This window comes from Caulobacter sp. CCUG 60055, from assembly GCF_022750545.1.
GTDB lineage: Bacteria > Pseudomonadota > Alphaproteobacteria > Caulobacterales > Caulobacteraceae > PUIC01.
Window position 1 is genome coordinate 283,192 of sequence record NZ_PUIC01000008.1, and the last position, 7,482, is coordinate 290,673.

Annotated in this window: 6 protein-coding genes, 3 tRNA genes and 2 pseudogenes; 4 read left to right on the forward strand and 7 right to left on the reverse strand. The window is 67.1% G+C overall.

The window, feature by feature from the left end:
* Nucleotides 1–30: 30 nt before the first annotated feature.
* The 5 genes and pseudogenes from C5708_RS13340 to C5708_RS13360 form a co-directional block, all read right to left on the reverse strand.
* Nucleotides 31–918, reverse strand: coding sequence for a hypothetical protein (locus tag C5708_RS13340; protein WP_242921850.1), 888 nt, complete (start codon nucleotides 916–918; stop codon nucleotides 31–33).
* Nucleotides 919–1,059: 141 nt separating this feature from the next.
* Nucleotides 1,060–1,302 carry a DUF3297 family protein gene (locus tag C5708_RS13345; protein ID WP_242921851.1) on the reverse strand — a complete coding sequence of 81 codons (243 nt, stop codon included), beginning with the start codon at nucleotides 1,300–1,302 and terminating at the stop codon, nucleotides 1,060–1,062.
* A gap of 102 nt (nucleotides 1,303–1,404) precedes the next feature.
* A pseudogene (locus C5708_RS13350) lies at nucleotides 1,405–1,611 on the reverse strand (cold-shock protein); the annotation flags it as partial.
* A gap of 114 nt (nucleotides 1,612–1,725) precedes the next feature.
* Nucleotides 1,726–1,932 (reverse strand): annotated as a pseudogene (locus C5708_RS13355) (cold-shock protein); the annotation flags it as partial.
* A 380-nt stretch (nucleotides 1,933–2,312) separates the two neighbouring features.
* Nucleotides 2,313–2,388, reverse strand: a tRNA-Thr gene (locus tag C5708_RS13360).
* 238 nt (nucleotides 2,389–2,626) lie between these two features.
* On the opposite strand from C5708_RS13360, the gene C5708_RS13365 reads away from it, so the two are divergent.
* Both C5708_RS13365 and metG read left to right on the forward strand, forming a co-directional pair.
* On the forward strand, nucleotides 2,627–3,598 hold the full coding sequence (locus C5708_RS13365) for a magnesium transporter CorA family protein (RefSeq protein WP_242921852.1): 972 nt from the start codon (nucleotides 2,627–2,629) through the stop codon (nucleotides 3,596–3,598).
* A 75-nt stretch (nucleotides 3,599–3,673) separates the two neighbouring features.
* Nucleotides 3,674–5,383, forward strand: coding sequence for a methionine--tRNA ligase (gene metG, locus C5708_RS13370; RefSeq protein WP_242921853.1), 1,710 nt, complete (start codon nucleotides 3,674–3,676; stop codon nucleotides 5,381–5,383).
* A gap of 34 nt (nucleotides 5,384–5,417) precedes the next feature.
* Here metG and C5708_RS13375 read toward each other — a convergent pair whose 3' ends face one another.
* Entirely contained in the window at nucleotides 5,418–6,122 is a 705-nt protein-coding gene (locus C5708_RS13375) for a TerC family protein (RefSeq protein WP_242921876.1), read from the reverse strand.
* 57 nt (nucleotides 6,123–6,179) lie between these two features.
* Complete coding sequence (gene rlmB, locus C5708_RS13380; protein WP_242921854.1) at nucleotides 6,180–6,902, reverse strand: 23S rRNA (guanosine(2251)-2'-O)-methyltransferase RlmB; 723 nt, start codon at nucleotides 6,900–6,902, stop codon at nucleotides 6,180–6,182.
* Between the two features lie 259 nt (nucleotides 6,903–7,161).
* On the opposite strand from rlmB, the gene C5708_RS13385 reads away from it, so the two are divergent.
* Both C5708_RS13385 and C5708_RS13390 read left to right on the forward strand, forming a co-directional pair.
* Nucleotides 7,162–7,245 (forward strand) — tRNA-Tyr (locus C5708_RS13385).
* A gap of 96 nt (nucleotides 7,246–7,341) precedes the next feature.
* Nucleotides 7,342–7,415, forward strand: a tRNA-Gly gene (locus C5708_RS13390).
* Nucleotides 7,416–7,482: the final 67 nt, after the last annotated feature.

A 7,482-nucleotide genomic window follows, 5' to 3' on the forward strand; every position in this document is an offset into this window, starting at 1 on the left:
GGGCGGGGGCGGCCGCCAGCGGCGCGCGCGTCAGTCGCCGTCGCGGCGATGGCGGCGGGGCTTTCGCGGCTCGGGCGGGTTTTCCAGCAGGAACCTGGCCACCGACTGGGCGAAGGTCGGCGGCGCCGTGACGGAGAGGACGTTGCTGTCCTTGTCCGAATGGCGGCGGACGCTGGGAGAGGTCCATTTGGAGGTGATGGTCAGCAGGTGGCCGCACATCTCGCGCGAGCCGCTGATGACGTTGACGCGGTGGTCGGCCCAGTCGTCCTTGGCGCGCTCATGGGCCAGCATGTCCCGCACCAGGCGGTAGAAGGCCAGGCGGTCCTCGCCGACGCAGGCTTCGCCGAGCAGGGCGGCGGCGAGCTCATAGACGCCGGTCTCGTCGAAGTCGCCGACGCTGACGGCGGGAAAGACCGGGCGCGGCAATTCCACCCGGGCCGCGTAGACGCCGCCGTCGGCGGCGATGTCGAGATTCATGTCCAGCCCCTGTCGTCCGACGGCGTCGGCGCCCGGGCGCGGGACGTAGACGTCGAAATAGCGCAGCCGCTTCAGCGGCGCGCCGTCGAGGGTCCGCTCCGGCGGCTTCAGGGGCGTGAAGGTGGGGCCGTAGGGGTTGGACGACACGACCAGCTTGCGCGTCGCCATGGCGATGCAGGTGATGTCGTCCTGGCCGAGGCAGCCGCCGCGCGGCGGAGCGTTCTCCAACTCGGCCATGCGCTTGCGCACCTGATCGATCACCGTCGCCTGCTCGGTCAGGCATCGGGAATAGGACAGGGCGTCGGCGTTCGCTCCGGCGCAGGGCAGAAACCCGGCGGGCGCCGTCATGGGGTTGGGAATGGCGGGAGCGGCGGCCGTCAGCCCGGCGGGCGCGAACAGCAGGGCGGCGGCCAGACCGGCGCGCAGAAACGATCGCAGCATCTGATTTCCCCCCGGAACAGATAGGTCATCCTATGGGGGAAGTGGCGCGAAAGGCAACTCTTGGTTTTATCTGACATCGCCCCGCCGCCCGCCGTTCCAGCGTGGAGGGGCGCTCCGGGCGCAATGGGCGCCCGGAACGGTTCAGGCCTCGGTCTGGAAATAGGGCTCGACCGGTCCCTGCAGCTTGATGGTCATCGGATCGCCCTTGCGGTCGACCGTCGAGCCGACGCTGAGGCGGACCCAGCCCTCGCTGACGCAGTATTCCTCGACATTGGTCTTCTCGACGCCCTTGAAACGGACGCCGACGCCGCGCGCCAGCACCTCGGCGTCGTAGTGGGGGCTTTTGGGATTGACGGACAGACGGTCCGGAGGCGTGTCGCTCATGAGCTTCTTTGCTGCCAGATAAAGATATAGGCCGCCCGGCGAGCCGGAACGGCCTATGATCCACAGGGGAGACGGCGGCCGCGAGGGCCGCCGAAGCCCGTTTTAGCCGACGACGCGCAGGTTGGTCGCCGAGGTCTTGCCCGAGCGACGATCCTGTTCGAGCTCGTAGCTCACCGCCTGGCCTTCCGACAGGCCGCGCAGGCCAGCCTGCTCGACCGCGGAGATGTGCACGAACACGTCGCCGCCGCCGTCGTTGGGCTGGATGAAGCCGAAGCCCTTGGTCGGGTTGAACCACTTGACGACGCCGTCGCCCGTGCCGCCGGTCGCCGAACGCTCGGACGAGCGCTGCGGACGATCGAACGAGCGCTGCGGACGGTCGAACGACCGTTCACGCCGCGGGGCCGCCGACGGCTCGCCGGCGGCGAGCAGTTCGAGCGCGCCCGCCGACAGCTTCCCGGAGCGGCGATCCTGCTCCATCTCGTAGGCGACCTGATCGCCTTCGTTCAGACCATGGAGACCAGCCTGTTCGACAGCCGAGACATGGACGAAAACGTCTGCGCCGCCGTCATCCGGCTGAATAAACCCAAACCCCTTGGTCGAATTGAACCACTTGACCGTACCGCGAGCCATATCTCGTCCTGAAAAATTGACCGCCTTCGGACGGCCGTTATGAGCCGGCTGGCGACCGGCGGGATTCCCGATTTCATCATCTACCCGGAAATCTGGGCGCACGCTAGGAACACCTGCGCTGACGCGGGCTATTTGTCACATGACGATGCAGATCGGCCTCATCGAAGTTTAGCCCAGTCCCATCAGAATGCGCACGCTGGCGCCGGGCGTCAAGGTTGCGGGGGCGTCGTCCGCCGCTTTAGATCGCCCGGCGGCCCGTCTTCGGCGTGGTCAATTGACGCCAGGATAGAAGTCAACAGCGATATGCGCCAGGCGCAAGGCGCGCGAGCGTCGATCCGGCAAGTTTTTGAGCTTCTGCGGCGTCGGCGGGAGAAGAAGAGTGGTGCCGGTTACAGGGATCGAACCCGTGACCTTCGGTTTACAAAACCGCTGCTCTACCAGCTGAGCTAAACCGGCGTCTTGGGAAGACTGCGTCTTCAGGGGCGTCGAGGATGCGCCGTGCGCAAACCACAGGAGCGTTTCGCGAGCTGCGTCATTCTCCGCATCTTTAGCCGCGTCCCAGCGTCGTAGGCAACCGTTTCGCGGGCCGCCGGCCATGAAGCGCATCGAATAGCGAAACTGGCGCCGCCCGGCGTTCCAAATCGGGCAAATCGAGTAATGCTGCGGCTCCTGTCGTCCCAAGGACCCGCCTCTCATGCTGAGCGCCTATCCGCGCCTTCCGGACCACGCCGACGCCGGTCCGATCCACCCGTCAGCCATCTGGATCGACCTTTTCAACGCCGACGCCGACGAGATCGGCGCCGTCGAGGCCATGCTCGGCGTGCGGATTCCCTCGCGCGAGGCCTTGAGCGAGATCGAGGTGTCCAGCCGGCTGCGGACGGAGCAGGGGGTGCTCTATCTCAGCACCCCGATGATGTCGCAGTCGGAAAGCGAGGAGCCCTACCTGTCGCCGGTGGGGTTCGTGCTGGCGCCGACGGCCCTGATCACCATCCGTTTCGACCGGTTCAAGTCGTTCGCGACCGCCGCCGAGGCCATCCAGGCGCTGGGCAAGCCGTGCGACGCCCTGGGGGCGTTCACCCTGCTGGTCGAGGCGGTGATCGATCGCCAGGCCGACCTGCTGGAACGTTGCGGCGCCGAGCTCACCGGCATCTCCCACAGCGTGTTCTCGATCCGGGACCTGCAGTCCTCGAAGGCGGTCCGCACCAATGTCGGCCACCGCCGCCTGCTGGCCTCGCTCGGGCGGCTGGGCGACCGGCTGTCGGAACTGCGGGCTGTGCTGCTGGGCCTGGGGCGGATCGCGCCGTTCGTTCTGGAGATCAAGCGCAAGGGCGAGCAGCCGCTCGACGAATACGACAGCCGCCTGCAGGCCGCCAAGCAGGACATCCAGTCGCTGATCGACTACGAGACGCACCTCACCGACAAGGTGCAGTTCCTGCTCGACGCCGTGCTGGGCCTGATCAACATCCAGCAGAACGACATCTTCAAGGTGCTGACCATCGCCTCGGTGGTCGGCATTCCACCGACCCTGGTGGCCAGCATCTACGGCATGAACTTCGCCAACATGCCCGAACTGCACTGGAACTTCGGCTATCCGTTCGGCTTGGCGGTGATCCTGGTGTCGACGCTGGCGCCCATCGCCTGGTTCAAGTGGCGGGGCTGGTTCTAGCCCAGGCCATTCATGCGGTTTTGCGTCGCGCCCGCACCGGCCTTATATGCCGCGTCCATTTCACGAAGCGAGCCCATGTCCCGCATCCTCATCACGTCCGCCCTGCCGTACATCAACGGGATCAAGCACCTTGGCAACCTGGCCGGGTCGATGCTGCCGGCGGACGTCTACGCCCGGTTCCAGCGAGGGCGGGGGCGGGAGGTGCTCTATATCTGCGCCACCGACGAGCATGGCACGCCGGCCGAGCTGGCCGCCGCCGCCGCCGGCCAGGACGTGATGACATACTGCCAGGAGCAGCACGTCCTGCAACACGACATCGGCCGCGCCTTCGGCCTGTCCTGGGACTGGTTCGGCCGCTCGTCCTCGCCGCAGAACCACAAGCTGACCCAGCATTTCGCCGACGTGCTGGAGGACAGGGGCCTGATCGAGGAACGCCTCGACAAGATGATCTATTCGATCGACGACAAGCGGTTCCTGCCGGACCGTTACGTCGAGGGCACGTGCCCGATCTGCAACTACGAGAAGGCGCGCGGCGACCAGTGCGACAACTGCGGCTCGCTGCTCGACCCGATCGACCTGAAGAACCCCTATTCGGTGATCTCCGGCTCGCGGAACCTGGAGGTGCGCGAGACCCGCCATCTCTATCTGCTGCAGACCAGGATGGCCGAGCGCATCCGCGCCTGGGTCGACGGCCACGCCGACTGGCCCCACTTGGCGCGCTCGATCGCCTACAAGCACCTGGACGAGGGGCTGATCGACCGTGGGATCACCCGCGACCTGGCCTGGGGCGTGCCCGTCACCCGCAACGGCCTGCCGCGGCCGGGCTTCGAGGACAAGGTCTTCTACGTCTGGTTCGACGCGCCGGTCGAATACATCGCCGCCACCCGGGAATGGGCCGACGCCCAGCCGGATCGCGACTGGGAGCGCTGGTGGCGCACCGACAAGGGCGCGTCCGACGTCCGCTATGTCGAATTCATGGGCAAGGACAACGTCGCCTTCCACACGGTCAGCTTCCCGGCGACCCTGCTCGGCTCGGAGGAGCCGTGGAAGACCGTCGACATGCTCAAGGCCTTCAACTGGCTGAACTGGTACGGCGGCAAGTTCTCGACCTCGCAGAAGCGGGGGGTGTTCATGGACGCCGCGCTGGACATCCTGCCGGCCGACTACTGGCGCTGGTACCTGACCTCGAACGCGCCGGAAGGCTCGGACACAGCCTTCACCTGGGAGCAGTTCGCCAGCGCCATCAACCGCGACCTGGCCGACGTGCTCGGCAACTTCGTCAACCGCATCCTAAAGTTCTGCGAGAGCCGCTTCGACGGCGTGGTTCCGGAAGGCGGCGAGCCGGGCGAGCTGGAACGCAAGCTCTATGATGAAGTTGGCGCGCGCCTGGCCGAGCTGACGACGCAGATGGAGACCATCGAGCTGCGCAAGTCGGCCCAGGCGCTGCGGGCGCTGTGGGTGCTCGGCAACGAATACCTGCAGGAGGCCGCCCCCTGGACGGCGATCAAGACCGACCGCGACCGCGCGGCGGTGATCGTGCGCACCGGCCTCAATCTGGTGGCCCTGTTCGCCCGCATCTCGGCGCCGTTCATCCCGTTCACCGCCGAGAAGATCGCCGAGGCGGTCGGCGACGCCTATCCGGCGGCGTGGCCCGAGCTGGAAGGCGAGGCGGCGCTGTCGATCCTGGCTCCCGGCCAGCCGGTGCGCGCGCCCGAGGTGCTGTTCAAGAAGATCGAGGAAACCCAGATCGCCGAATGGGGCGAGCGTTTCGGCGGCGCCGAATAGGGCTCAGGCGCCGGGCGTCGGCGACCCGCACGGGTCACCGATGCTTTTCGTGCTTTTCGATTTCCTTGGGCGTGATGTCGATCGGATTGGGCGCGGCGGCGTTGTAGGCGGGCACCTCGTTCAGATCCATGACCACGCTGCGGTGGCCCTCCCAGATCATGTGCAGGGCGACGTAGATCACGATGAGCAGGCCGACATAGCCGATCCAGCGGTGCTTCTGCAGCAGGTTGGCGATCCAGGTCGCCGCCAGCCCCATCAGCACGATCGACAGCAGGAGGCCGAACACCATGATCATCGGGTGCTCGCGCGCCGCCCCGGCCACGGCCAGGACGTTGTCCAGCGACATCGACAGGTCGGCGATGAAGATCTGCAGGAACGCCTGACGGAAGGTCTTGGGCGGCTGCTCGATGGCGTGAGCCTCGGCGTGGCCCTGGGCGCGCAGTTCGCGCCACATCTTCCAGCACACCCACAGCAGCAAGAGGCCGCCGGCCAGCAGCAGGCCGATCAGGCCGAGCAGCCAGGTGGTGATCAGCGCGAAGCCGATGCGCATGGCTACCGCCGCGCCCAGGCCGTAGAGGATGACCTTCTTGCGGTCCTTCTCCGGCAGGCCCCCGGCGGCCAAGCCCACGGCCACGGCGTTGTCGCCGGCCAGGACGAGGTCGATCATCAGCACCTGGAAGAAGGCGGTGAGCGGCGCGGCCCATCCGCCGGCGATGTCAGCGAGCACTGGCAAGGTCATGCCGACTGACATGCGCGAGCATGGTTATTTGTGCAAGGCGGGGGTGCGCGGTTTGTCTCACCCGCGCGGGCGTGACGCCTCGTAAAGCGCCACCGCCGCCGCCGCCGAGACGTTCAGGCTCTCGAAGCCGCCGGGCATCGGGATCTTGGCCAGGACGTCGCAGTGCTCGGCCACCAGCCGGCGCAGGCCTTCGCCTTCCGAGCCCATGACCAGCACCGTAGGGGTTCCATCGAGAACCTGGGCCAGGTCGCCCTCGGCGCTCCCGTCCAGTCCGACCGCCCGCCAGCCGAGGTCGGCCAGACGCTCCAGGGCGCGCGACAGGTTGACCACGCGCGCGTGGGGAATGAGGTCGACCGCGCCGGCGGCGGCCTTGGCCAGGGCGCCGTCCAGGGCCGGGGCGTGGCGGTCCTGGACGATGACGCCCTTGGCGCCGAACGCGGCGGCCGAGCGGAAGATGGCCCCGACATTCTGGGGGTCGGTGACCTGGTCGAGCATCAGCAGAAGGCCGCTGGCTGGCGCGCCCAGTTCGTCGATCGAAGCGGAGTCCAGGGACGGCGACTTCAGCGCCACGCCCTGGTGCACGGCCCCTTGCGGCAGCAGCTGGGCGATGGCGGCGTTCTCGGCGACTTCGAGCGAATCGACGCGGCCGAATTTCTGGGTGATCTGCCTGGCCCGCTCGGCGGTGGCGAGCAGGCGCTTGGGCGCCTCGCGCCGGGGGTTGGCCAGGGCCGCTTCGACCGCATGCCAGCCCCACAACCAGTCGTAACCCTCTTCCCGCACATGCCTTTTCGGCGCGTCGCGGCGCCCGGAATGGGCCGGTTTGCGATGATGGTCAGAACGCGATTTGCGGTCGTTGCGTTCGTGGGAAGAGGACACTATAAGACGCGCTCCGATTTGGGGCCTTGAGGCCTCCGTGACACGGCCGGCCTGGCTCTTAGCACCGGTCGCAACCGTTAGCGGAGGCTTTTGTTCTCGTCGGGCCCGGTTCGCCGGTCCTGGCAGGACGACGCAACAGGGAGCCAGAGAGTTCACGCGCGCTGGGGGAATGTCCCGAGCGGCAAAGGGGGCGGACTGTAAATCCGCTGCGAAAGCTTCGAAGGTTCGAGTCCTTCTTCCCCCACCACGCGCGAGAATTCTAAGGTTCTTGAAGGAAGGCGAAGGCGCCGGATGAAACAGGAGATTTGCGGCGCGTCCCGCCACCGAAGTAAACGCGCTTTGGGCGGGTATAGCACAATGGTAGTGCAGCAGCCTTCCAAGCTGAGGATGCGGGTTCGATTCCCGCTACCCGCTCCAGATCCCTCTTCCACCTCCAACACCCTGTCCGCGCGAAGGTTAAGACGATGGCCAAGGAAAAGTTCGA